Here is a 21,785-nt window from a genome sequence, read left to right as displayed (position 1 = left end):
TTGAACGCTGAACGCTTAAACTCTAACATTAGGCTGAGCGTATTTAATTCATCAGATTTAATTCATGAGAAGATGGCATTATGATTGCAGCTTAATAAGAGCGACTTAATAAGAGCGACTTAATCACCGTAATTGAATGAACAACAATTTGATAAACAACACTTAGTGATTGTAACTTAAGCAGCAGTCGGTTAGATTATTGTTTATAATGACAAAACCGCTATTATGATTTAAAAGGCTTCCTATGCGTACTCAGTCCGTCTTAAACCTATTAGTAATCGATGACGACCAGCTTTACGCTGAGCGACTGGTAGCATTGCTAGGGTCATATTATGACAATGTGAACTTAGGTTTATTGGATGATAAAGAAGAGCTATTAAAGTCGCTACGACAATCATGGGATGTATTGGTGTTTGGTCAGGCTTATGATATGAGCTTTACTGACGTGGTTGGTGTCGTTCAAGAGCAGAGTATAGACTTGCCAACGATTTGCTTAATGAATAAGGAGGCTGCTGCCAGCGCTCAAAACGAAGACGGCTTGCCGGCTGTGATGAACAGTACGATGGTTAAAGCCATTTGCGTAGAGCAAGAGATGGCAGTCGTCATGGCGATTTGTTTGCAGCATGAGAGTTTACGCTGTCGTCAGCAGCTTAAAACCTTGCGTCATGTCTTGTCTGAAGCAGAACAACGTGCCAACGTCCTGATTAAAAACTCAAAAAGTGCGGTCGCTTATATTGACCAAGGAATTCATATTTTTGCCAATGACCCTTATCTGCAGTTGTTTGGCTTTGAGGCGATGAATGACATTATCGGTATACCTGTGATTGATTTGATTGCAGGCGGTGATAACGTTAAAGCCTTTAAACAGTTTTTACGTCAGTTTGATAAAGGAAGCCGTAAAGACGTTGAGTTTAATTTTGAAAGCAAACGTAAAGATGGCTCTACCTTTGAGGCAAAATTACAGTTGGCCTCGGCAACTTTAGATGGTGAGCCGGTTACCCAAATTATTATTCAGCAAAACAACAGTAATAGCGCTGAAGTTGCGAAGCGTTTGGCTGAGGCTGAGCGTAAAGACAGCCTAACAGGTATTCATAATCGCCGCAGCTTTGAAGAGCAGCTGGCGGCATTATATCAACAAGCAAAACAGGGTGCGTCGACGGCAGGGTTATTCTATATTCAGCTTGATAATGTGGGTAAAATTAGAAGCAGTCTGGGTCTGCAAGGGATAGATGCCACCGTTAAGCAAGTTGCCTATGCTTTAGATAAGCTGGTAACAGATGAGCTCTTAGAAGAAAGCCATGTAAGCCGTTTTAGTGATACGGTCTTTACCATCTTGGTGGAAAATAAAAGCACCGCAGATCTTGAAAAACTGGCTGGGAAAATTGGTTCAACCATCAGTGAGCTGTTTATCGAAGTCGATAAGCGGACGACAAATACCACAGCAAGTATCGCTATCGTTAAGATAGAAAAAAATACTCCTGAACCGAGAGTGCTACTCGAGCGGGCGATGGATGCGATCAATCAAATTCTGATTGAAACCTCCAGTCATGGCGGCAGATATCATCTATATGACGCCAGTGAACATGCCAATAGTGATGATCATGCGCTGGCCGAATCTCTGGTCGATGCGATTGCCAATAATCGCTTTGAGCTGTTGTTTCAGCCGATATATGACATTAATCATGATCGCAGTGATTTCTTTGAGGTATACCTGCGCTTGCCATTGGCGGATGCGGACAATACGATATTGACGCCTGACCAGTTTATGGCAGTGGCCAAAGCGCATAATTTACTTGAAAAAATAGACCGCTGGATACTCATCAATGCCTGTAAAAAAATCAATGACGTGCGTAAATCCCATCCAGAAGCGCGCTTACTGGTACAACTGACCAACGCCTCTTTGATAGATAAAAAGCTGCCAAGTGTGGCCAGTCAATTAATTAATGCGGTGGGCGGTAAAGCGGGTGCATTAACCTTACAGTTTAATGAAAACGATATTGCTGACCATTTAACCGTCTCTAAATCTCAGTTTACCGCCCTTAATCAAGTAAATTGCCAGTTATGTATCAATAATTTTGGCTCGTCTGCTAAGGCTGTTGAGGTTGCCAATTTCGTGCAACCTGATATGGTGCGTCTAGCCCGTAGTTACGTGGAAGGGATAGATACCCCTGAAAATCTAGAGACGGTTAAATCGCTTATCGTCCGTACCAATGAGATTGGCGTCGATGTCTTGATGCCTTATATTGAAGATGCTGCGACCATGTCGGTTGCTTGGAGCGTGGGTGCGCGTTACCTGCAGGGTTTTTATCTCGAAGCGCCTAGCAATAGCATCAAAGTGGCTAGCGAGAGTTAAGGTGTTATTTAAGCCTAAATCATAGTATAAATCCAAGCCTAAACCTAATACGTGAAATATTATCAGGCAACTGGGCTTTAACTGGCAACTGAGTTTTAAAAGGCGAATTGGATTTTAACTAAAGGCGAGCCAAGCAACTTTTATGTTAGCAAAATCAGCAATTATTAATTTTTAGCAGTTACCCCTATATTTCCTACGCAGTGCTATGTAGGTTCATCACTCTTTGCCTTGTATAATGGTCGAGGTAGACGCATACATAGCCAATGCCCCTCAATTAAAGATTTCTACAACATGTCTATACTCAAAAAATATCAATTAAGCGGTATGTTTGCCGCTGTTTTATTGCTCAGCGCTTGTGAGAAAACGCCGCCTGACTATCGCGATCCTGTAACGTTGCCACTTTATACCGAGGGCGACGCCGATAATGGTGCGCTTATATATCAAGATGCTTGCGGTCAATGTCATCAGCTAAATCCTGGACTCAATAAAAAAGGTCCGCAGTTGATGAATATTTATGGTGCCAAAGCGGCTGAGCTTGCAGATTATACTTATAGTGAGGGGCTTAAGGCATCAGGTTGGGTATGGGATGCTGAAACGCTAGATACTTATATCGCTGATGCAGAAAAAGCCATGCCAGACTCGAAAATGCTCTCGGATCCGATGCCAGATGCTCAGGAGCGTACCGATGTGATTGCCTATCTATCAACGCTTCGTGCACCGGTACCAACGGCTGATGATATAAAGTAACGCCCGATTTAACCTGATTATTTGACAGGGCTATTTCACATGGCTATTTAAAATAATCATCACCATAAAAAATGAGCTAAGAATTGATAATGAACCATGCCGCCAATGACTATCCCCGCAACCAGCAAAAAATTGCGCAGCTAATGACGCAGTTAAATCAAATTGTGCTAGATAAACCGCAAGCCATCAAGTTAGCGCTGAGCGGCATACTGGCAGGTGGGCATCTATTGTTGCAAGATTTGCCGGGCATGGGGAAAACGACGTTGGCGCAAGGCTTAGCGCAATTACTCGGTCTGAGCTTTAGCCGCGTGCAGTTTACCAATGACATGCTGCCGGCCGATATTTTGGGCATGAGCATCTATGACCAAAGCAAACAGCAGTTTGAGTTTCGTCCCGGGCCTATCTTTACTCAGTTGTTGCTGGCTGATGAAATCAATCGCTCTAGTCCCAAGACCCAAAGTGCGCTACTAGAAGCGATGGAAGAGCGGCAAGTAACCCAAGATGGGCAGACTTATGCTTTGCCGCAGCCGTTTTTTGTGATTGCTACGCAAAACCCATTGCAGCAAGCGGGCGTTTATCCACTGCCTGAATCGCAGCTAGATCGGTTTTTATTGTGCTTGTCGCTAGGATATCCATCACCTGCCGCGGAGCGCGAGCTTCTAAGAGGTCAAGACCGCCGCGAGCTATTAAAAGAGCTGCCCGCGGTGCTTGATACGCAGGCTGTATTATTAGCGCAACAAGGTGTCAAGCAGGTGTATGTCGCGGATGTGGTTTTAGATTATCTGCAAAGACTGGTCGCCAAAACACGTGCAAGCTCTGAGTATCACGGTCTTTCACCACGTGGCGTACTGTCGCTACAGCGTGCTGCGCAGGCTTATGCTTATGTATCAGGGCATAGGGAGGTCACGCCTGAAGATATCCAAGCCGTGTTTGCTGCCGTCACTGATCATCGCCTCGGTCAGCGTTTTGTACCCGCGCATGTGACTGGTGGGCAAGCGACTCAGACCATCGCCCAACGTATTTTGGCAGACGTGGCTATTATTGTTTGACCATTTGTTTGCTCATAATAGATTCACTTCCAAAGCTGCTCGTTTATTAGCGATAAGACTATTAATTTTAAGAATAGGGTAGTCATGAGTCTTTTGCCAAAAGCCTTTACCGTACCAGCTAGTTCCGCATTACGCCGTTGGTTTGCCGCGCGGGCCCCAAAAAGCGATAGCGCCACGCTCAATTTGCGTAATGTCTATATATTTTTTAGCCGCGAAGGGCTGCTATATGCGGTGTTATTAATCATCACCTTTATTGCTGGTATCAACTATGGCAATAACTTGGTGTTGGGTCTGTGTTTTTATCTGGTCAGCGTTTGGCTTATCAGCTTTCATGTGACCTTTGCCCATATCTCAGGTCTTAAAGTACAGTTGATAGAAGTGACCATGGCAGAAGCAGGTGCGCCTGTCTGGGTGACCTTGCAGCTGATTAGTGAGAGCCGCCAACCAAGACGGCAGCTATTATTTAGCTTTGAGCAGACTGACGACAAGATTAATAGCAAGGCTAATAATAAGACAGATAAAAAAGCCAATAAGAAAATCAAAAATAGCGCTAATACTCAAGAGTCGATACTGGTGACACGACTGCAAGGCGAGCAAGTGATTCGTTTGCCTGTACAAACGCACAGTCGTGGGCAGCTGACATTACCAAGATTAATTATCAAAACCGTTTATCCGTTAGGTATTATGCGCGCATGGTCTTATGTCTATTTTGCCCGTAGCGCTTGGGTGTATCCAAAACCTGAAGTCTTTGATTGGCAGGCCCAGTATGCCGTTGCCAGTCAGGAGGATTTGCCAACTGGTGGACAGACTAGGCAAGGTCAGGACGATTTTGAGCGGCTAGATAACTATATCGAAGGTGAGTCGCTAGCAAGGGTTTCTTGGGGTCACGTGGCGCGCGGTCAGGGAATGTTTACCAAGCATTTTGCCGACCCAGTCGGTCATGAGCAAACGTTGGATTATGCTGATATGCCAGCGGCGCATCATGAACAAAAACTCGCACAACTGGCTTATGGCGTAGTGACATTAGGTGAGTTGGGTGTGCCATTTAACATGCGTTTAGCCGGCGACACGCCTTCTGCTGCAACGATGGGTGACGGTAATGGCTTTGCGCAAGCGTGCTTGCTAAGGTTGGCAAAAGCGCCATGACTAATATGACCAATTCTAAAAGATTTTTTTCAAAAAAAGCGATCGATGCCTCTATTGGCTCTGATAAGTCAGACTTTATAGACTCCGCGAGCTTTGCGCAGTTGGCTTTGGGTCAAAATATCAATGCTCATACCAATGCTCATGCTATGCAGGGCAGCAATGCTAAATGGACTCGCAAGCTACTCGCCTTACCAGCCTATTATTGGGTATTAATTGCTCAAGTTGTCATTATCTTAACGCATGCAGCGCATTTGCCGTTATGGCTAATGGGTTTTGCGGTGGTCAGTATCATTGCTCAGCTGCCGCGTGTGAAAGCGCGATTTAAAAAATTAGCGCATCTAAAACGTGTCTATCAAAGCATGCAAATGCTCGGCTTCTTATTGGGGCTTACAGGTCTATGGCTGACTTATAATAGCGCTTTCGGTCTCGATATGGGCGTGGCGTTTTTGGTGCTATGTCTCATCAGTAAGTTGTGGGAGATGTATAAGCGCCGTGATGCTTATGTGGTATTGAATCTTTCACTATTTGTCCTTGCCTCGCTATTTTTGATGGATCAAGGTCTTGTGACGACGTTAGAAGTAATCGTCGGGGCGGTCATTGTGTTGTTGGCATTTATTGCTTTAAATGACGATGGCAATACTAACGGCGATGGTCGCTTGCGTACTTTAGGTGTACTGGGTATTGGGGCGTTGCCGTTATTGGTCGTGCTATTTTTGTTCTTTCCGCGCTTGCCACCGCTATGGTCAGTGCAGCTCTCAGGTCAGCAAGCGACCACGGGTGTCTCTGATAGCATGTCGCCCGGTGATTTTGCCAATTTAGGACAATCGACCGAGCTTGCGTTTCGGGTAGAGTTTGCAGATAACCGCCCACCACAGCAGCAGCTCTATTGGCGTGGTTTGGTGTTTAGCGACTTTGATGGAGTCACTTGGCGTCCTAGCCCTCAGCAACGACAATGGCAGCCTGCACCGCAAACACCTGCTTGGATTGAGAATGCCTTTGCAACTATCCCTGATGAAGTAAAAGTTGCGCCGACCAACTATGAGATTATCCTAGAGCCAACGCAGCAAAACTGGCTGTTTGGACTTGATTATCCTTTTGCTCAGCGCCAAGACGTCAGTATCACCTCAGACTTTACCTTATTAAAAGACCAGCCGGTTACCCAGCAGCTGCGCTACGAGGTATTGCAATTTGCACCGATGCGTATCGATCCGATTCTCTCTGATGAGTCGCGACGTCTAAATCTTACCCTACCAGCTGACGGTAATCCGCAAGCACGAGTATTGGCGCAGCAGCTATTTGTCCAGTCAGACTCAGACCCAGTACGCTACATGCAAGCACTTGAGCGCTGGATTAACCAAACGGACTTTCGTTATACACTGTCTCCGCCACGACTGAATAATAACCGTATTGATGAGTTTTTATTTGAGACCAAAGCGGGGTTTTGTGAGCACTATTCTTCCAGCTTCACCTTTATGATGCGCGCCGCTGGCATTCCAGCACGCGTCGTGGCGGGCTATCAAGGTGGCGAGCTGAGCCGCGGTGGTAATGTTTGGGAAGTACGCCAAAAGGATGCGCACGCTTGGACGGAGGTTTGGCTTGACGGTCAAGGTTGGGTACGTGTCGATCCGACGGCTTTTGTAGCGCCTGAGCGTGTCGAGCAGGGTATGGATGCACTGACGCAGGCACAAGGGGCAGCAATGTTCGGTGATGGCGCTGGGGCACAAATCAGCTATCAGCAGTATCAAATGCTACAGAGCTTACGCCGTCTATCCGACCAAGCGAGCTACTATTGGCAAAAAGATGTCGTTGGTTACGATCAGGACAAGCAAGCCGACTCGCTACTCAAATGGTTTAACATCCGTTCAATCATGCAGCAAATTATTTGGCTAGCGGCAAGTGCTATTACTGTCATGGTGATTTTGGTCTTTATCATTTGGCAACGTCGCCGTAAGCGTTGGCATCCAGCAGACCTGCCACTTGCACAGTTATCAAAACGTATTGGTAAAAGTGATAAAGAGTTGGCTCGTCAAGAGAGCGAAGGACAGCTGGCTTGGCTTGAGCGCTTGGCAATAGCGGTTAATGACCGAGAAATTGATTCAAATACTGATATCGACGCTGATATCAACGCCGATACCAATGCTAAAAGTAGTAATAAGAGCAGTAAAGTGAGTAAGCTAACAGATAGCGGGCATTCAGAGATTGTACAAGCAAAAATTATACAGATGAGGCAGGACTATCGTCAACTGCGTTATGGACGCCTAAGCAGCCTTGAAACCAATGATAGCGAATACCAAACCGTACTGAAACAGCTTAAGAAAGATGCACGTGAGTTGTTCTAATGGCTGCTTTGTGAAAGCGTTGTTTAGCATATGATAAAATAGCTAATGATAATAAAGGAGGCGACTCTATGGCGATATACGTCGATTTTATGCAGATAGAATTTAAAGGCTATAAATGGTGCCATATGTTGGCAGATAACCTGCAAGAGTTGCATGACTTTGCGGCATTGATTGAAGTGGATAAACGCTTATTTCACCGTCATGCCAGCTATCCGCACTATGATGTTACGGTACAAATGAGAGAGACAGCGATTGAATATGGCGCTATTCCTGCCAATCGAAAGAAAATTATTGAATGTGCAAAGAAGTTGAAAGTAGAGTTACATGAGCAAATAGCACAATCTGAGAACTCCTAATAAGTTAATTTTCTAAAATATGAAAAAGGTGGGTTATGCTTTTGTATCCCACCTTTTTTTGTTCAGGTTTTTGCTAGAAGTTTATTTCGCAATAGCTGCTTTACTAACACCATCAAGGGCTTTTGCGATATTCGCTAACTGGGTATCACAACCCTTTATATTATGGCGGTCTTTGAGATATTCAGGATTATTGTACGACAACCAGACCTTTTTATCGGCATCTTCACTGATAAGGATTTTTTGCGGTAAATCAATAGCGACGCTTTGCTCGCAATTCATCAATGGCGTACCCGCTTTCGGATTACCAAACATAATCACTTGCGTCGGTCTTAATGTTAAATCGACACCTTGCGCATTTTTCTGATGATCGACGCGCGCAAATACTTTCATGCCTTTGCTTTCGATAATCGATGCCAGTTTATCCGCAGTATCTTGAACGGAGTGATTACTTTGCATCGTCACCAGACCCTTTTCAGCATTGATAGCAGCTATCGTTTTTGGCGTTGACTGCACCTTGTCTGGTGCGTTTAAAATACTTTCAACACTGGCGCAAGAGGAAACGGCCAAAGCTAACGCCGCAATAGAGATAATTTTAATCATAAAAAGTCCTTTTTTATGGTGGTTGTTTATTCAGCGATTGATGGTTAGCAACATCGAATATTCATTGTGAACTATAACATTGTGCGTAATAAACTGCGTATAGTAAAGGGTCGCATTACCACACCTCTTAAAGAATTAATAAGCCAAAACTAATTACACAGCCAAACGCTCTGCTAGATAATCTACCAGTAATCGAATCTTTGGCGATAAATGACGGTTGTGCGGGTAGACAGCCCAGATACTTTCTTCTGGCTCTCTATAGTTATCCAGTAAGCTGACTAGCTCGCCTGATGCTAAGTATTTTTGCACATAGTAATCAGGTAGCTGCACGATACCCAGACCTTTTAAAGCGGCATCGACTAGGCTGTGACCACTGTTGTATTGCACCGTGCCAGACACGCGCAGGTTTTTTTCTTTATCAGCGTCTTTTCCATAATCTGTTTCTTTAAAATCTATAAAGTGCCAATAATCACGCGTACCAAGTAAGCAGTTATGTTGACTCAGATCGCTCAAAGAATGTGGTGTGCCGTATTTTTCAAGATAAGCAGGTGCGGCACAGACAAAGTTGGTACGACGGCTGAGTTTTTTTGCCATCATGGTTGAGTCGCTTAATTTGCCAATACGAATTGCCAAGTCGTAGCCGCCATCAATTAGATCGATTTTTTGATTGCTCAAAAAAGCCGTCACTTCGATATCACTATATTGCACCATGAAATCATTAACCAGTGGCAATAATTGCTGCTCGCCATAAGTGACAGGGGCGGTCAGTTTAATCCTGCCTTGCGGCTTTGATTGTAAGTTACTCACCGCTTGCTCAGCAGCATCCAAGCCATCGAGCACACCGCGGCAGTGCTGATAAAACACGCGGCCTTCTTCGGTGAGCGATACCTTACGCGTCGTGCGATACAGCAATTTAATATTTAGTCGTTTTTCTAAAGCGCTTATCTGCCGACTAACCTGCGCGGTAGAAATGCCCAATTCTTTTGCGGCGCGCGTAAAGCTCTCGTGCTCTGCTACATAGACAAACTCGCTAATACCATCCCAGCGCATGATTATTACCACTGTGTAAAAGATATTTGCAAATATAGCACATTGTTATCATTTCAGAAACGACTATAATGGTCAGTATAAAAGTTTAAAGCTGTACGGGCTCGCACAACAGTGGCTTGTGTCTACTAAGTCAGCACTATAAGATGAATGGGTCTGTGCTCAATAAGCGATAACATTAATTAAAAAAGAGAGAATATTATGTCAGATAAATTTATTAAATCTAAAGCCGCCATTGCTTGGGGGCCAAATGAGCCACTATCTATCGAAGAAGTGGATGTGATGCTGCCACGCAAAGGCGAAGTGCTGGTAAAAATCGTTGCTAGTGGCGTCTGCCACACCGATGCGTTTACCTTATCTGGTGAAGATCCAGAAGGCGTATTCCCAGCTATCCTAGGTCATGAAGGTGGCGGTATCGTTGAGCAAATCGGTGAAGGTGTTACTAGCGTGCAAGTGGGCGATCATGTTATTCCTTTATACACCGCAGAATGTGGCGTTTGTAAAATGTGTACTTCAGGTAAAACCAACCTGTGTTCAGCGGTACGCGAAACCCAAGGTAAAGGCTTAATGCCAGACGGTACCACGCGTTTTTATAAAGATGGTGAGCCTATTTATCATTATATGGGCTGTTCAACCTTCTCTGAATATACGGTGCTGCCTGAGATTTCTTTAGCGAAAGTGAACAAAGAAGCACCACTAGAAGAAGTCTGCCTACTTGGTTGCGGTGTCACCACGGGTATGGGTGCGGTCATGAATACGGCAAAAGTTGAAGAGGGCGCGACGGTTGCTATCTTTGGTCTAGGCGGTATTGGACTATCGGCGGTTATCGGTGCACAAATGGCAAAGGCCAGCCGTATTATTGCCATTGATATCAACGAAAGCAAGTTTGAGCTTGCCAAAAAATTGGGCGCAACAGATTGTATTAATCCAAAAGATTATGACAAACCAATCCAAGAGGTCATCGTTGAATTAACCGATGGCGGCGTTGATTATTCGTTTGAATGTATCGGTAATGTCGATGTCATGCGTTCAGCGCTTGAGTGCTGCCATAAAGGTTGGGGCGAATCGGTTATCATCGGTGTTGCTGGTGCTGGGCAAGAAATCTCAACCCGTCCATTCCAGCTAGTGACTGGTCGCGTCTGGCGCGGTTCAGCATTTGGCGGCGTCAAAGGTCGCTCAGAGCTGCCCGGCTACGTTGAGCGTTATTTAGCAGGTGACATCCCACTACAGGATTTCATCACCCATACCATGCCATTAGAAGACATCAATGAAGCCTTTGATTTGATGCATAAAGGTGAGAGTATCCGCACGGTTATTCATTTTTAAGCATCATTATTAATTATAGGGATTGTAAATTTAGCCTTATAAAATAACAGTGTTATAAAATAAAAATGCCGCTCTTATTATGGGGCGGCATTTTTATGTTTATCGTTTAGTCTTTCTTAAAGCTATGCATATCTTCTAGCACTGCCGTGAATCTATCGTATAGCCAAGGTTCAATATCCTCAATCACTTGACTATATAAATGTGGACCTATGGTTTCGATAATAAAGTCTAATAAAAACTTAGCGGGCAGATTACCAATATCGACATCAAACTCTGCGTTCATATAATCTCTCAGCTTATCCAAAACGATTTCTTCTGCTTCATCTGATAAGGTAATCAGTTTATCTTTGCTCATATAAAACTATTCCTAAGAGACATGCCAATGACGATGTCCAATGTTTAAATGTTTAAATAATTACTGAAATTTCAATGATAGCTAAATGTTAAATAACCGTTAAATTAAGCAATGCTCCTTTATTACCTACTCTTGCATAGTGGCCAATTGCTCTAAAATATTGACGTAATTTTCCACGCCCTGCGCGCCGCTGACCAAATGTCGCTCGTTAAAAATCATCGCCGGTACACTTTGAATGCCTTGCTGTTGCCAATGCTGCTCTTCTGCACGTACCTCTTTAGCAAAACGCTGCTCTTCTAATACCGCGAGCGCCTCGCTACGATCAAGTCCTACTTCCGCGGCAATATCAGCAAGCACCGCATTATCAGAAATATTGCGACCCTTGGTAAAGTGAGCGCTGAATAACGCCTGCTTTAAATCATGCATCGGCTTTTGCCCTTGCTGATCTGCCCAGTACAGCAGCTGATGCAGATTAAAAGTATTGTGCATGCGGGTATCGTCATTGAAATTAAACTCAAAACCGACTTCAGAGCCTGCCTCAGTCATTCTAATGCGGCTAGCGTCCGACTCTTCCTTGCTTGAGCCATATTTCTCCATAATATGCTCGCGTAAGTTTTGTCCTTCGCTTGGCATGTTGCTGTTTAGCTCAAACGGATGCCAATGTATTTCATGTTCGGTATTGGTTTGCTTAAGCGCCTCAGCCAATTGACGGTAGCCGATAATACACCAAGGACAAACCACGTCTGAGACGATATCGATGCGTAGTGGCTGTTTTGATAATGTCTGTTTTGAATTTTCCATAACTTTCTACCTATTTTATTGTTGATATTTTATTTGTTTATAAAGGGTTTTTATAAGGAGGTTTATAAATAATTGGGATAAAGAATTGAGAATATCTGCTGTGCCAAATTATCGTAGCCTGTTCTAATACCTAATAAATGTGGATAGCGAGTAGAGGTTATATTAACCCAAAGCAGTCAGATAGTTTGACTAAAACACACAACCCATACACTCGAGGATTTGGCGCGAAACCATCATAAGAGACATTGGTTATCAGTATAAAGTTTCTGAGATACCTGATATTGCTAACTGATTAGCGCTAAGCAGACTACTATTGTTAGCCAAGAAAATGCCGATAGTTATCAATCAATAACTCAGTTATGATATTGATAAGCCCGAATAGCCTATTTATGCTCAAAATCGCGGCTGGCTTGATCAATAATGAAAGCAATATCAAGCTTATACCTATTAATGAATACTAATGATGACCAATTAAAACCAAGGATGGATCAATGACTATTGCCTGCTTTAAGCCAAAATGGATGGACGAAGAGATTGAGATGCTGCATGAGAGTGCGCTTAAAGTCTTTAGAGATTGGGAAGCGCATGATGAAAAATGGCGTGAAAATGGCATGCTCGATCGTGAGGCTTGGCTAGAAGCTGGCGAGATGGGATTTTTATGTGCTTCAATGCCAGAAGAATACGGCGGCGCCGGTGGTGATTTTCGCCATGAAGCGGCGCTGATTTATGCACAATCTGAAGCCAATCAAGCAGGTTTCGGTGGCTTTTTACATTCAGGGATTGTCGCGCCTTATATTTTACATCACGGTACTGAAGCGCAAAAGCAGGCATGGCTACCCAAAATGGCAACCGGCGAGTTAATCGGTGCGATAGCTATGACTGAGCCGGGCACGGGCTCAGATTTGCAAAACATCAAAACCTATGCAGTCAAAGACGGCGATGACTATATTATTAACGGCTCAAAGACTTTTATTACCAATGGTCAACTGGGTAATCTAATCATCGTCGCTTGCAAAACGGACCGCTCCCTTGGCGCTAAAGGCGTCTCCTTAATCGTGGTCGAAACCGACAATGCGCCGGGGTTTGAGCGCGGCAAAAAGCTTAAAAAACTTGGTATGGCATCCCAAGATACTTCTGAGTTGTTTTTTAATAATATGCGCGTGCCGCAAGCCAATTTATTAGGTACGGTTGAAGGCTTAGGCTTTGCACAATTGATGCAAGAGCTACCGCAAGAGCGTTTGATTGTGGCATTGGCTGCAATTGGGGCGATGAAACTGGCATTGGATTTGACCATTGATTACACCAAAGAGCGCACCGCTTTTGGCAAGCCTGTTTGGAGCTTTCAAAATACCCGCTTTAAATTAGCCGAATGCAATAGCCATTACATTGCCTCCAGTGCCCTTTGCGATGCTGCTATCGAAGCCTTAGTAGAGAATAAACTAACGGTACAGCATGCTGCTTTAATCAAATATTGGGTAACCGAAAAACAATGTATCGTCATGGATGAGTGCGTACAGTTATTTGGCGGTTATGGCTACATGATGGAGTATCCGATTGCGCGCTTATATGCCGATGCGCGGGTGCAGAAAATCTACGGTGGTACCAATGAGATTATGAAAGAGCTGGCGTCACGCTTTATGTAATTTTTCATTTAAACCAACCTTTAAAACTACAGGTTTTTAAAACTACAAGTTTCTAAGATTACAGGCTTCTAAGATTATAAATTTTTAAGACTATAAGGACATAGCATGATTCAGACGGCTTATATTTACGATGCCATTCGTACCCCGCGTGGCAAAGGCAAAGCGGGCGGCAGCTTAAATCAAGTAACGCCCATTTGGCTGGTTCGCACCTTACTTAATGCCATGCAGCAGCGCAATGATTTAGATACCAGCTTGGTTGATGATGTGGTGCTTGGCTGCGTGACGCCAGTCGGCGAACAAGGCGCAGACATTGCCCGTATTGCGGTGCTTGATGCAGGCTGGCATGAAAGCGTCGCTGGGGTAACCTTGTCGCGTTTTTGCGCCTCAGGGCTTGAGTCCATTAATTTAGCAGCCAGCAAAATCATGTCAGGTATGGAGGATATGGTGGTAGCAGGCGGCGTTGAATCGATGAGCCGTGTACCAATGGGCTCAGATGGCGGTGCTTGGGCAACCGATCCGCGCGTGAATGCTGCCACGGGCTTTGCGCCGCAAGGGGTGGGTGCCGATACCATTGCTACTCTCGAAGGCTTTAGTCGTACGGATGTCGATGCCTTTGCCACCGAATCACATCAGCGCGCTGCTAACGCATGGTCTGCTGGTTACTATGATAATGCCGTAATGCCTGTCCATGATTTAAATGGGCGTTTGCTACTTGATAAAGACGAGACCATTCGTCCTAATACCACGGTTGATACGTTAGCAGGATTAAAACCGTCTTTTGCCAAGCTTGGCGCGCTGGGCTTTGATAGTGTTTTGCTAGATAAATACACCAGTATCGAGCGTATCAATCATGTCCATCATGCGGGTAACTCCTCTGGTATCGTTGATGGCGCCGCGCTTTGTTTATTGGGTAGTGTAGCGGCGGGTAAAAAAGCAGGTTTGCGTCCACGGGCGAAAGTCATTATGGCCTCAGTTATCGGTTCTGAGCCGTCTATTATGCTAACTGGTCCAACGCCTGCTTGCCAAAAAGCGCTGAAAAAAGCCGGTATGACCGCCGCTGATATTGACCTATGGGAGATTAACGAAGCCTTTGCGGCGATACCGATGAAAACAGCAAAAGATTTGGGCATTTCACTCGATAAAGTCAACGTCAATGGCGGTGCGATTGCTATGGGTCATCCATTAGGTGCAACGGGTGCGATGCTGCTTACTACCGTCCTTGAAGAGCTTGAGCGTCGTAACCTAAAAACCGCCATTATTAGCTTATGCGTTGGTGGCGGTATGGGCATCGCGACCATCATTGAGCGTGTATAAGTTATCGTTAATACTAGTGGTTAAATAAGACATTTGAATGTAAAAAAGGAAGAATAATGAGCATGGACTGCACCCAAATAATTAATGAGCTGGCAAACTTTTCAGCTAAACGTGATGATGAAGGTATTGTGACCGTCACTATTGATCAAGCTGATCGAAAGATGAATGTGATTGATGATAACTTTAATCAATCGTTTGCAGCTTTAAGCGACGCTTTTATCAATGATGAATCCGCTAAAGGCTTAATTATCACCTCAGGTAAAGACAGTTTTATTGCGGGCGCTGATATCGATCAGCTGGCGAACATTCAAACCCATGAGCAAGCTTTTGAGCTGGTTGAGAATCTCAAATCAAGTATGCGTCAACTTGAGAAATGCGGTAAACCTGTCGTTGCTGCGATGACTGGCACTGCGCTTGGCGGTGGCCTTGAGGTAGCGTTGGGCTGTCATTATCGACTCGCTATCGATCAGCCTACCGCCAAGTTTGGTCTGCCTGAGGTAAAGCTAGGTTTATTACCGGGCGGCGGTGGGACTCAGCGCTTGATGCGCCTCATCGGCATGCAAAAGTCGCTTGAGATGATGACTCAAGGTCAGATAGTCAGTGCCAGCCGGGCAAAGGAGCTGGGCTTTATCGATGCCCTCGCGAGTGATGAAGCTGACATGCTCAGCCAAGCTAAAGCATGGATTAAAGCCAATCCTAACGCGCAGCAGCCGTGGGATATCAAGGGTTTTAAAATTCCAGGTGGCAATGCCAATCAGCCAAAAAACTCGCAAATGCTGTCTATTGCCCCAGCGCTAGCCTATCAAAAATCACATGGCAATTATCCCGCTATTATTCATATTATGTCTTGCGTCTTTGAAGGCAGTTTGCTCGATATCGACGCTGGGCTTGAAGTGGAGTCCAATTACTTCGTCGCTTGTGTGCTGTCGCCTGAATCGAATAATATGATTACCTCGATGTGGACGCAGCTTAATCAAATTAAAAAAGGTCAGTCACGTCCTAAGGGTTTTGAGCGTCAAAAAGTAAATAAGGTTGCAGTACTTGGCGCAGGGATGATGGGCGCGGGGATTGCTTATGTTGCTGCCAAAGCGGGCATCGATGTGGTGCTATTAGATACCAGTATTGAGAACGCCAATACAGGCAAACAGTATTCAGAAAAGCTATTGGATAAAGCCATTAGCCGCGGTCGCTCAAACGCTACCAAAAAAGCAGGGTTATTAAGTAAAATCCAAACCACGACATCTTATAACGATATTGCAGGTTGTGATTTGGTCATTGAAGCGGTATTTGAAAATCGTGATATCAAAGCCAAGTGCACCGAGCAAGCCGAAGCAATTATTCCTGAATCAGCCGTTTATGCGTCTAATACCTCAACCATTCCTATCACCAGCTTAGCGGTAGCAAGCAAACGTCCGACGCAATTTATCGGGCTGCACTTTTTCTCGCCCGTCGATAAGATGCCCTTGGTTGAAATTATCATGGGCGCGCAGACCGATGATGCAACGTTAGCAAAAGCCTTTGATTTTGTGCTGCAAATTGGCAAGACGCCTATCGTCGTCAATGACAGTCGCGGTTTTTATACCTCGCGCGTGTTTGGCACTTATGTGTCAGAGGGCATCGCGATGTTAGGCGAGGGCGTGCATCCGCGCCGTATCGAGGTCGCAGGTCTTAAAGCTGGCATGCCGATGCCGCCACTGGCGCTGGAGGACGAAGTCTCGCTTGATTTATCGATGTTGATTATGGCGCAGTCCAAAAAAGATACCCTTGCTGAGGGTAAAGACTGGGTCAGTCACCCTGCAGAAGCGGTGCTTACTACGCTGGTAAAAGACCATGAGCGCTTAGGTAAAAAAGTCGGTAAAGGTTTTTATGATTATGCGCAAAATGCTGAGGGTCAAAATGATAAACAGCTATGGCCCGCGCTGACTGAGCTATATCCGCCACTTGCTGAGCAGCCTGACATGCAAGAGCTGATTGATCGTCTACTTTATATCCAAGCCAATGAGTCAGCGCGCTGCTATGAAGAAGGGATTTTGCGTTCTGTCGCTGAAGCTAACGTAGGCTCTATCTTTGGTTGGGGGTTTGCCCCGCATCAAGGCGGCACCTTACAATTTATCAATGCCACAGGTGTAGAGCAGTTCGTTGCGCGTAGTCGCAAACTTGCCGCAAAATATGGCGCACGTTTTGAGCCTGCCCAGATTTTGGTTGAGATGGCTAATAAAGGCGAGGTGTTTGCAGATGGTTAATAGTGATTCAATGCCCAGCTCTTCAATACCCTGTTATTCAACGCCCAGCTCTTCGATTAACAATCATTCAATGACAGACATGATGGCTGATTGCTTACACGGTTTAAAGGTAGTCGATTTGACGCGTAATTTACCCGGTCCATTTGCGACGCGCCTACTTGCTGATTTGGGGGCAGAGATTGTCAAAATCGAACCAGAAAATGGCGACCCAGGACGGGCGTTTGGTGAATTGTTTAAAGCTTTAAACCATGGGAAGCACTGCGAAAAAATCGATTTTCGCAGTGCAGCAGGGATTGAAACTATCAAAGCCCATATCAAGGATGCCGATGTCATGCTTGATAGCTTTCGTCCTGAAGTGCTGCTAGGTATGGGTTTAGATGCTGCCACTTTACATGCTATCAATCCAAAGCTCGTCATGGTCTCTATCACTGGTTACGGGATTGCTGATGCTCTTGATGAAACGGCTGAATCTTGGACGGCCAAAGCGGGTCACGATATCAATTTTATGGCGATGAGTGGGACTTTGGCACAATTAAAGACCGCTACAGGCGAGCAAGCCATGCCCAATATGCAGTTTGCCGACTTGGCTGGTGGCAGTGATACTGCCGTCATTGCCTTATTGGCCGCGGTATTTGCTGCTAAAAACACCGGGCGCGGGCGCCATATCGCCGTCAGCATGACGCATAGCTTATATCATCATTTAGTAATGCCAAAAGCAACTGCCGATATGATGGAAAACATAAATGGACAACGCCCAGAGCCTCAGAATGATTTTTTAGGCGGCGTGTTACCTTGCTATCGGTTGTATAAAACCCAAGATGGTCGTCATATGGCAGTCGGCTCATTAGAATTTAAATTTTGGCGATTGTTGTGCGAGACGTTGGATTTGTCTGAATACGTTGATGCTCATTGGCAGCGCGGCTTTATGCCAAATACCGCTGAAAGTAAAAAAGCCGAGCAAGCCATGATAGAAAAGTTTGCCAGTCAAACACTGGCGCATTGGCAAGAAATATTTAGCGCCGTTGATGTTTGCGTGACGCCAGTGCTCACGCTTGCGGAAGCGCAAAAACATCCGCTCTTTGCCCATCAAGATAAGTATCAAACAACGGCTGGTTGGCAGATGATTACGATGGCATAATTTATCATTAGGTAGCTGAGAGAGAAGAAATAGGGGTGTGAGTAAAATAGCGATTAGCAGGCTTATGATGACAATGCAATGTTCACGCTTAGATAGTAACAGGACTATTTGAATCTATTACGACCGTCATACAAGAGTGTAAATGCTCTGCGATATAATTTAATTTTTATTAAATAGGAGGAGAGTCTTATGAGTCGTACATTATGGCTGGTGGTTGGTATCATTAGTATTCTTGGCGGTATCTTTGCTTTTTTCAATCCTCTTAGCGCCAGTTTCGCTGCTGAACAACTGGCTGGGTTTGTATTCCTTCTTGTTGGTATCTTACAGTTTATTGCCCTGTTCCGTGCTTATACCACGACGGGTAAAGTGCTAGCGGCCATTGGCGGTGTGCTTGGCATATTTATCGGTATTGAGCTGCTACAAAACCCGCTACAAGGTATTTTAACCTTGACCATGGTAATTGCTATCTTATTTATGGCAACGGGTATTGTCAGAGTGATAGTTGCTTTTGGTTTACGTAGAACCGTTGCTTTTGTGCCGATATTAATCTCAGGGCTTATCTCGATTGCGTTGGCTATCATGATATTTACCAGCTATCCGCAGTCAGCGACCTATATTCTCGGCGTCCTATTAGCCGTTGAGCTGATCTCTAACGGCATCTCGTTAATCATGTATTCACGTGTGCAACCACCTTTGGTTAGACGCTTATAAACTCATAAACTTATAAATGACACTAGCAATAAATCACGCTATAAAATGCATAAAAAAGACGCCGTGGAATGGCGTCTTTTTTTATTATATAAGTTATTGGTTTTTCAGATTTTAACGCGAAAAGGTCAAAATATGCCCTTTGAATGGTAGTTCAAGATAAGTGGTGTCCTCAGGTTTAACGTGCTTACTGCTAAAACCAAATTCAACCATCTTATTGGTCAACTTGTTTTTGCGCCCGCGCCCAGGGTCAACGACAATAACTTCACAAGTTGGCAGTGCATGACGTTCGATAAACTCCGCCAAGATATCAATATGCTGGTCTTCATAAAGCAAATCGCTACCGATAATGATATCGAACTTGCCAAGATGGCTATTGTCTTCGGCCCAGTCTAAGCGCTCAAAGTTAATCTCTTTATTATTATTTAGTGTGGTATTTCTATCAAGGAAATACTCAACTGTTGGATGATAATCAGTCGCGGTAATATCGGCATGGCGATGGTTAAGTAGCAGACTAGAGAGCGCCATGCCGCAGCCAACTTCCAAGATACGCTTGCCCGCAATATCATAATCAAGCATATGATTGGCGAGCACCAAGCTTGATGGCCAAATCACGCCAAACATCGGCCATGACGCCGAGCAAATACCGAGGTCTGATGCCTCATTATCAGGGTCACTAAATTGTTGATTGTCACGTAAAGTACAAATGTGGATGTCGGTGCTGCCAATTTCAATCGTTTGATAACGCACGCGCACGGTAGTCAGCGAAGTCATAAACTGTCCTAAAAAATAAGCAAGAATGCAAGGTTTGGCAAAGGCTGCCACTTTCGGGGATGGTAATTAGTAAAAGGGTGGGTTAACGCTTGGAGATGGGAAAATGTAGCAATATTTAAATATAAGAATGTAGAAATGTTATAAAAATCTGTATAGCTATACAGTATGCAAAATAATCAAATGGTTGCAGCTAGTATGACCTAACATTTGACAAGTTGTTGTTAATTCTAAGGGTATTATTATTACTGTGTGATTTTATAAAAATAGAAGCCGATTTTAGACAGATAGTTATTATTATAATGTTTAAGCTGTAGATATAAAAATGCACCGCTTATGGTTAAAGGGCGCATTTATATGAAACAGCTAGCTTGATTAAGTACGAATTTAATTAATGATGGTGTTAATAATGATGGCTTTAATAAAGAACGGGTTTAATTCGTAAATCTAAGCCCAGAGGTTTTAAGTGCCCATACCAGCTCAACAAAAGCGCGATTGTTGGTCAAAGGTTCGCCATCGATGATAAGCACGTAGCCTGAGCCATCAATCCATAAAAATACAAAGCTGGTTTCAGGAATCAGCAAATCGACTTGCTGAAAGAAAGAGATGGCTTGGCTTTCTACTGCCCAGCCGCGTTGTTTTTGGCGCAACATAAAACCTGAAAAGTCAGCTGCCGCCACACTCAACATGTCGGCTTCTTCTTGGCTATAGCCAATCCGCGCCAAACAAAACCCTTCATCAGAGCCAATTGCCGCACGGCGTTTCCCAGACAAGCTTGAAACCACATAGGGTAAAAACTGGTCTAATGGTAAGTTTGGCGCGGGCAAAAATAGCGACAGCTTCTCAATCCAGCCATGCTCTAAAAAGCTGTCTAGCCACTGATCAGAATAACGCTCGAGCCAATCAGCGGCTAACAAAGTTTCGTTATAGGACAATAAGTCTTGTAGTGATAACTGCTCAGCCGTTGGTTCACTTTGCGAAAATGCCTCAAAAATGCCGGCTGGGGTCAAAGTCAGATAGGTTTTATCAGCGTTTAAATAAGAAGACATAGCGGCTACCCGTTAGATGGATTTTTTATAATGGTATTAAAAATGATTGAGGCTCTAAGCGTCTTGTACATTTTTAGTTTGGTCAAGTTTTTGCTGACAATGATTCCAGCGCTCATCGAATTGCCAATCACTTTTACCCAAGCGAAACCACACCAAGGAGAACGCCAGACGGTCATGACGAGCGATACAATGGGCAAAAAACTCGTTTTCGATTTGCTCTATGGTGTCCCAGTCTTGATTATCGCGCGCAAGCATCAAGTCGCTGGTGATATCTTTAGCGATTTCTTTGGCGTCATCACTACTAATGCGCAGCCGCTGGCTTTGTTCATTTAACGATGGCGATACCAGTACGCTCCAGCGCGTTGCTAGCATGCTGTTTTTTTGAATATAGCTTTTTTTATTAATACAATCGCGAAAGCCTTGTTCGATATGCGGCAGCATGCGACCTTGCAAGCGGGTAAACATATTGGTGACATCATAGGGGATGTCATACCAGCAGCCATAAAAGAAGTCGGCCACCGCGCCTTGTAGCGGCTCTTTCTCGTTTAGCAGTAGCGCGGCATTGATACGTTGTTCGTGAAAATGGCGATTGTTGGGGGCGATAAATATCTTACGTGAGTAAAGACGATAGACGCGCCGCGCCGCCATTTCACTTTCTTTGATGAGATCTAAATCAGACATAAGCGAGTCCTGTTAGTCATAGCTGTTATTCAATAAGTGCGGTTTAACAGTTATTGTTTAGCGCTATTAAACAACCACTATGACTTAAGTAAGATGCCAATTAACCATGAATCATGAAC

The 21,785-nt window shown here is 44.6% G+C and carries 19 protein-coding genes; 12 read left to right on the top strand and 7 right to left on the bottom strand.

Annotated features, from left to right (window positions below; all coding sequences use genetic code 11):
* Window positions 1-244 precede the first annotated feature (244 nt).
* The 6 genes from JMX50_RS01585 (at window position 245) to JMX50_RS01560 (ending at window position 7,990) form a co-directional block, all read left to right on the top strand.
* Window positions 245-2,353, top strand: a complete 2,109-nt coding sequence (locus JMX50_RS01585) for an EAL domain-containing protein (RefSeq protein WP_201628181.1) — start codon at window positions 245-247, stop codon at window positions 2,351-2,353.
* A 291-nt stretch (window positions 2,354-2,644) separates the two neighbouring features.
* Window positions 2,645-3,100 carry a c-type cytochrome gene (locus tag JMX50_RS01580; RefSeq protein WP_201628180.1) on the top strand — a complete coding sequence of 152 codons (456 nt, stop codon included), beginning with the start codon at window positions 2,645-2,647 and terminating at the stop codon, window positions 3,098-3,100.
* 89 nt (window positions 3,101-3,189) lie between these two features.
* The gene (locus tag JMX50_RS01575) at window positions 3,190-4,149 is read left to right on the top strand and encodes an AAA family ATPase (RefSeq protein WP_201628179.1); all 960 of its coding nucleotides are present in this window, start codon (window positions 3,190-3,192) and stop codon (window positions 4,147-4,149) included.
* A gap of 84 nt (window positions 4,150-4,233) precedes the next feature.
* Complete coding sequence (locus JMX50_RS01570; RefSeq protein ID WP_201628178.1) at window positions 4,234-5,295, top strand: hypothetical protein; 1,062 nt, start codon at window positions 4,234-4,236, stop codon at window positions 5,293-5,295.
* Between the two features lie 5 nt (window positions 5,296-5,300).
* Complete coding sequence (locus JMX50_RS01565) at window positions 5,301-7,634, top strand: DUF3488 and transglutaminase-like domain-containing protein (protein ID WP_201628341.1); 2,334 nt, start codon at window positions 5,301-5,303, stop codon at window positions 7,632-7,634.
* A 68-nt stretch (window positions 7,635-7,702) separates the two neighbouring features.
* Complete coding sequence (locus JMX50_RS01560) at window positions 7,703-7,990, top strand: DUF4031 domain-containing protein (protein WP_201628177.1); 288 nt, start codon at window positions 7,703-7,705, stop codon at window positions 7,988-7,990.
* Window positions 7,991-8,071: 81 nt separating this feature from the next.
* Here JMX50_RS01560 and JMX50_RS01555 read toward each other — a convergent pair whose 3' ends face one another.
* Window positions 8,072-8,590: a DUF302 domain-containing protein gene (locus JMX50_RS01555; protein ID WP_201628176.1), complete on the bottom strand. Its 519-nt coding sequence runs from the start codon at window positions 8,588-8,590 to the stop codon at window positions 8,072-8,074.
* Between the two features lie 153 nt (window positions 8,591-8,743).
* Complete coding sequence (locus tag JMX50_RS01550; protein ID WP_227670851.1) at window positions 8,744-9,640, bottom strand: LysR family transcriptional regulator; 897 nt, start codon at window positions 9,638-9,640, stop codon at window positions 8,744-8,746.
* 198 nt (window positions 9,641-9,838) lie between these two features.
* Here JMX50_RS01550 and JMX50_RS01545 point away from each other — a divergent pair, with 198 nt between their 5' ends.
* Window positions 9,839-10,963 (top strand): S-(hydroxymethyl)glutathione dehydrogenase/class III alcohol dehydrogenase, encoded by a 1,125-nt coding sequence (locus tag JMX50_RS01545; RefSeq protein ID WP_201628175.1) that lies wholly within the window; start codon window positions 9,839-9,841, stop codon window positions 10,961-10,963.
* A gap of 106 nt (window positions 10,964-11,069) precedes the next feature.
* Here the strand turns inward: JMX50_RS01545 and JMX50_RS01540 are convergent, their stop codons facing one another.
* Window positions 11,070-11,318: a DUF2164 domain-containing protein gene (locus JMX50_RS01540; RefSeq protein ID WP_201628174.1), complete on the bottom strand. Its 249-nt coding sequence runs from the start codon at window positions 11,316-11,318 to the stop codon at window positions 11,070-11,072.
* Window positions 11,319-11,444: 126 nt separating this feature from the next.
* A complete protein-coding gene (locus JMX50_RS01535) occupies window positions 11,445-12,119 on the bottom strand; it encodes a DsbA family oxidoreductase (RefSeq protein WP_201628173.1) in 675 nt (224 codons plus the stop codon).
* A 491-nt stretch (window positions 12,120-12,610) separates the two neighbouring features.
* Between JMX50_RS01535 and JMX50_RS01530 the strand changes: the two genes are divergently transcribed.
* From JMX50_RS01530 to JMX50_RS01510, 5 genes are all read left to right on the top strand, one after another.
* Complete coding sequence (locus JMX50_RS01530) at window positions 12,611-13,762, top strand: acyl-CoA dehydrogenase family protein (protein WP_201563192.1); 1,152 nt, start codon at window positions 12,611-12,613, stop codon at window positions 13,760-13,762.
* Window positions 13,763-13,870: 108 nt separating this feature from the next.
* Complete coding sequence (locus tag JMX50_RS01525; protein ID WP_265088575.1) at window positions 13,871-15,076, top strand: acetyl-CoA C-acetyltransferase; 1,206 nt, start codon at window positions 13,871-13,873, stop codon at window positions 15,074-15,076.
* Between the two features lie 56 nt (window positions 15,077-15,132).
* Window positions 15,133-17,319, top strand: coding sequence for a 3-hydroxyacyl-CoA dehydrogenase NAD-binding domain-containing protein (locus JMX50_RS01520; protein ID WP_201628171.1), 2,187 nt, complete (start codon window positions 15,133-15,135; stop codon window positions 17,317-17,319).
* Between the two features lie 82 nt (window positions 17,320-17,401).
* Entirely contained in the window at window positions 17,402-18,457 is a 1,056-nt protein-coding gene (locus JMX50_RS01515; RefSeq protein ID WP_227670850.1) for a CaiB/BaiF CoA transferase family protein, read from the top strand.
* Window positions 18,458-18,646: 189 nt separating this feature from the next.
* Window positions 18,647-19,168: an HdeD family acid-resistance protein gene (locus tag JMX50_RS01510; protein ID WP_201563186.1), complete on the top strand. Its 522-nt coding sequence runs from the start codon at window positions 18,647-18,649 to the stop codon at window positions 19,166-19,168.
* A 111-nt stretch (window positions 19,169-19,279) separates the two neighbouring features.
* Here JMX50_RS01510 and JMX50_RS01505 read toward each other — a convergent pair whose 3' ends face one another.
* From JMX50_RS01505 to JMX50_RS01495, 3 genes are all read right to left on the bottom strand, one after another.
* Window positions 19,280-19,939: a class I SAM-dependent methyltransferase gene (locus JMX50_RS01505; RefSeq protein WP_201619701.1), complete on the bottom strand. Its 660-nt coding sequence runs from the start codon at window positions 19,937-19,939 to the stop codon at window positions 19,280-19,282.
* A gap of 431 nt (window positions 19,940-20,370) precedes the next feature.
* Window positions 20,371-20,985, bottom strand: coding sequence for a hypothetical protein (locus JMX50_RS01500; RefSeq protein WP_201619700.1), 615 nt, complete (start codon window positions 20,983-20,985; stop codon window positions 20,371-20,373).
* A 54-nt stretch (window positions 20,986-21,039) separates the two neighbouring features.
* Entirely contained in the window at window positions 21,040-21,666 is a 627-nt protein-coding gene (locus JMX50_RS01495; RefSeq protein WP_201628169.1) for a hypothetical protein, read from the bottom strand.
* Window positions 21,667-21,785: the final 119 nt, after the last annotated feature.

The sequence above is a fragment of the Psychrobacter maritimus genome (assembly GCF_904846345.1).
Lineage (GTDB): Bacteria > Pseudomonadota > Gammaproteobacteria > Pseudomonadales > Moraxellaceae > Psychrobacter > Psychrobacter maritimus.
This window is presented reverse-complemented; position numbering and strand designations above follow the sequence as displayed.

What these genes read in the sequence shown, in the direction of transcription:
- JMX50_RS01585 (WP_201628181.1), top strand. Translation starts at nt 245, where the DNA reads ATGCGTACTCAGTCCGTCTTAAACCTATTAGTAATCGATGACGACCAG.
- JMX50_RS01580 (WP_201628180.1), top strand. Translation starts at nt 2,645, where the DNA reads ATGTCTATACTCAAAAAATATCAATTAAGCGGTATGTTTGCCGCTGTT.
- JMX50_RS01575 (WP_201628179.1), top strand. Translation starts at nt 3,190, where the DNA reads ATGAACCATGCCGCCAATGACTATCCCCGCAACCAGCAAAAAATTGCG.
- JMX50_RS01570 (WP_201628178.1), top strand. Translation starts at nt 4,234, where the DNA reads ATGAGTCTTTTGCCAAAAGCCTTTACCGTACCAGCTAGTTCCGCATTA.
- JMX50_RS01565 (WP_201628341.1), top strand. Translation starts at nt 5,301, where the DNA reads ATGACCAATTCTAAAAGATTTTTTTCAAAAAAAGCGATCGATGCCTCT.
- JMX50_RS01560 (WP_201628177.1), top strand. Translation starts at nt 7,703, where the DNA reads ATGGCGATATACGTCGATTTTATGCAGATAGAATTTAAAGGCTATAAA.
- JMX50_RS01555 (WP_201628176.1), bottom strand. Translation starts at nt 8,590, where the DNA reads ATGATTAAAATTATCTCTATTGCGGCGTTAGCTTTGGCCGTTTCCTCT.
- JMX50_RS01550 (WP_227670851.1), bottom strand. Translation starts at nt 9,640, where the DNA reads ATGCGCTGGGATGGTATTAGCGAGTTTGTCTATGTAGCAGAGCACGAG.
- JMX50_RS01545 (WP_201628175.1), top strand. Translation starts at nt 9,839, where the DNA reads ATGTCAGATAAATTTATTAAATCTAAAGCCGCCATTGCTTGGGGGCCA.
- JMX50_RS01540 (WP_201628174.1), bottom strand. Translation starts at nt 11,318, where the DNA reads ATGAGCAAAGATAAACTGATTACCTTATCAGATGAAGCAGAAGAAATC.
- JMX50_RS01535 (WP_201628173.1), bottom strand. Translation starts at nt 12,119, where the DNA reads ATGGAAAATTCAAAACAGACATTATCAAAACAGCCACTACGCATCGAT.
- JMX50_RS01530 (WP_201563192.1), top strand. Translation starts at nt 12,611, where the DNA reads ATGACTATTGCCTGCTTTAAGCCAAAATGGATGGACGAAGAGATTGAG.
- JMX50_RS01520 (WP_201628171.1), top strand. Translation starts at nt 15,133, where the DNA reads ATGAGCATGGACTGCACCCAAATAATTAATGAGCTGGCAAACTTTTCA.
- JMX50_RS01515 (WP_227670850.1), top strand. Translation starts at nt 17,402, where the DNA reads ATGGCTGATTGCTTACACGGTTTAAAGGTAGTCGATTTGACGCGTAAT.
- JMX50_RS01510 (WP_201563186.1), top strand. Translation starts at nt 18,647, where the DNA reads ATGAGTCGTACATTATGGCTGGTGGTTGGTATCATTAGTATTCTTGGC.
- JMX50_RS01505 (WP_201619701.1), bottom strand. Translation starts at nt 19,939, where the DNA reads ATGACTTCGCTGACTACCGTGCGCGTGCGTTATCAAACGATTGAAATT.
- JMX50_RS01500 (WP_201619700.1), bottom strand. Translation starts at nt 20,985, where the DNA reads ATGTCTTCTTATTTAAACGCTGATAAAACCTATCTGACTTTGACCCCA.
- JMX50_RS01495 (WP_201628169.1), bottom strand. Translation starts at nt 21,666, where the DNA reads ATGTCTGATTTAGATCTCATCAAAGAAAGTGAAATGGCGGCGCGGCGC.